Here is a 2566-nt window from a genome sequence, read left to right as displayed (position 1 = left end):
TCCTCCTCGCCGACGACCACGCGCTGGTCCGCCGAGGAGTACGTCTCATCCTCGACGGCGAACCGGACCTGACCGTCGTCGCCGAGGCCGACAACGGCGCCGAAGCCCTCGCCCAGGCCCGTGTCCACGAACCCGACCTGGCGATCCTCGACATCGCCATGCCCCGGCTGACCGGCCTCCAGGCGGCCCGCGAACTCTCCCGCACACTGCCGCAGACGCGGATCCTCATCCTGACCATGTACGACAACGAGCAGTTCTTCTTCGAGGCGCTGGGCGCCGGAGCCTCCGGTTACGTGCTCAAGTCCGTCGCCGACCGCGACCTGGTGGAGGCCTGCCGGGCCACCATGCGCGGCGAACCGTTCCTCTACCCGGGCGCCGTCAACGCCCTCATCCGCAACTACCTCGAACTCGCCCGGGACGGCCGGAACCTGCCGGCGAAGGCCATCACCGACCGCGAGGAGGAGATCCTCAAGCTGGTCGCCGAGGGGAACACCTCGCAGCAGATCGCCGACCTCCTCGTCATCAGCCCCAAGACCGTGGAGCGCCACCGCGCGAACCTGCTGGCCAAGCTCGACCTGAAGGACCGGCTGGAACTCACCCGGTACGCCATCCGAGTGGGACTGATCGAACCCTGACGGACCTCACCGGAGGCTGACGGGACATCAATCCGTCTATGTAACGCGGGTGTTCCCGGAGCCGGTGTTCTCCGTGCCGGCCGGCGTCCCCCGTGCAGCCGGTGCCCGCTCCTGTGCGGCCGGCACGGCCGGGGCCCGTCCGGCACGATCCGCCGGGCGGAGGCCCTGGCGCTCGGCCTCGGCGGGCTCCCGGTCGGCCGCGGGTCCGGCGTCCAGGTTCCCGTCGGGCCCCGCGTCCAGGTCCGGGGGGAGCCCCGGACCCGCCGGGGGACCGGGGTCCGGGTCGGTCCCGGTGTCCCGGGACGAGCCGCGGTCGGGCAGCCGGGCCTGGACGGAGCGCAGGGCGCGCGCGAGCAGGTGGGACTGCTTGGCGAGCACCGGACCGAGCACGGCGAGGACGAGGACGTACCCGGCGATGAACGGCGTGAGCCGGTCGTCGAGGGCCGCGCCGGTGGCCATGGCGGCCAGGATCAGCGCGAACTCACCGCGGGAGACGAGCGTGGTGGCGATGTCGGCCGCGATGTCGACGCCGTACCGGTACAGGCGGGCCACCAGGAGGCCCGCGATCAGGTTCATCGCGAGGGTGAGCGCCACCGCGGCGGCCACCGGACCGGCGACGGAGGCGATGTCCCCCGGGTCGATGGCCAGCCCGAAGGCGAAGAAGAAGATCGCCGCGAAGGCGTCCCGCAGGGGGTGCACCAGGGTGCGGATCCGGGGCGCGGCGGGGGTCCCGGCCACGATCAGACCGACCATGAACGCGCCGATGGCGTCGACGACCCCGAGCACCTCGGAGACACCCGCGACGAAGATCGCGGTCCCGAGGAAGGTGACGACCAGCAGCTCGTTGTCGCGCACGGCCATGATCCGGCCGAACAGCCGGGTTCCGTAGCGGGCGGCGACGGCAAGCACCATCAGGAACCCGAACGCCCTGGACGCCTGGAGCGCCATGTCCCCGAGCCCCTGGGCGCCACTGAGGACGGGCTGCAGCGCGGCGAGGTACAGCGCGAGGAAGATGTCCTCGACGACGGTGACACCGAGGATGAGGCGGGTCTCGGGCCGGCTGATGTGGCCCAGCTCGATGAGGATCTTCGTGACGATCGCGGAGGACGAGATGCCGAGCACCCCGGCGAGCACCAGGGCCTCCCGCGCCCCCCAGCCGAGGGCGAACCCGAATCCCAGCCCCGCGCCGACGTTGAGCGCCAGGTAGATGCCGCCGGCGGTGAGGAGCTGTTTGCCGCCCCGTCTCAGGTCGTCGAGGTGGAACTCCAGGCCGAGGTAGAAGAGCAGCAGGACGAGACCGAGGGCCGACAGCATCGAGAAGTCGTGCGCGTCCTCGACCAGGACCAGACCGGGCGTGTGCGGGCCGAGCAGGATGCCGGCGAGCATGAACAGCGGGATCGTCGGCAACCCGATCCGGCTGCCGAGACGGGCCAGGAACGCCGCGGCGAGGAACGCGCCGCCCATGGCGAGCAGGGTGTCGGCATGTCCCACGGGTCACCACTTTCCACAGCACGGGGACGGAGGGGGAACGGCCGACCGGCCCGAGTGGGGAACGCTCCTCCGTTCCGGTGGGGGTTCTCCGCCATACGGGGCTGCGGCCGGTACACCCACGGGTCCCGGGGGGTTACGGCCTGTGCGTCCCGGAACCGTGACCCGGGCTTTTCTCAACGCTCACATCCGACCCCCGGCGCCCACCATCCGTGACACCACCCAAACGGGACGGCGGACGACACCCACGGGAAAGGGGGGAGGTCCCTCATTGCGGCCGGACACCGGAGACGACGGAACCGCCGCGCGCTCCGTACCGGACGGCCCGCACCGTACGGGGTGCGCCGTGCTCCGCGCCGGACGGCCCGCGCCGGACGGCCCGCGCCGGACGGTCCGCGCCGCGCGGCGGTGGCACACCGTACGGCTCCCCCCCCGCGCGGGGG

At 72.4% G+C, this 2566-nt stretch carries 2 protein-coding genes; one reads left to right on the top strand and one right to left on the bottom strand.

Going from position 1 to position 2566, the window contains the following annotated elements; translation table 11 throughout:
- Positions 1-635 (top strand): response regulator (locus AOK18_RS22330; protein ID WP_055695501.1); only part of this gene is annotated, 635 nt, incomplete at its 5' end.
- A gap of 36 nt (positions 636-671) precedes the next feature.
- Here the strand turns inward: AOK18_RS22330 and AOK18_RS22325 are convergent.
- A complete protein-coding gene (locus AOK18_RS22325; RefSeq protein WP_079105131.1) occupies positions 672-2126 on the bottom strand; it encodes a cation:proton antiporter in 1455 nt (484 codons plus the stop codon).
- Positions 2127-2566 lie beyond the last annotated feature (440 nt).

Source organism: Streptomyces prasinopilosus, assembly GCF_001419695.1.
GTDB lineage: Bacteria > Actinomycetota > Actinomycetes > Streptomycetales > Streptomycetaceae > Streptomyces > Streptomyces prasinopilosus.
This window is presented reverse-complemented; position numbering and strand designations above follow the sequence as displayed.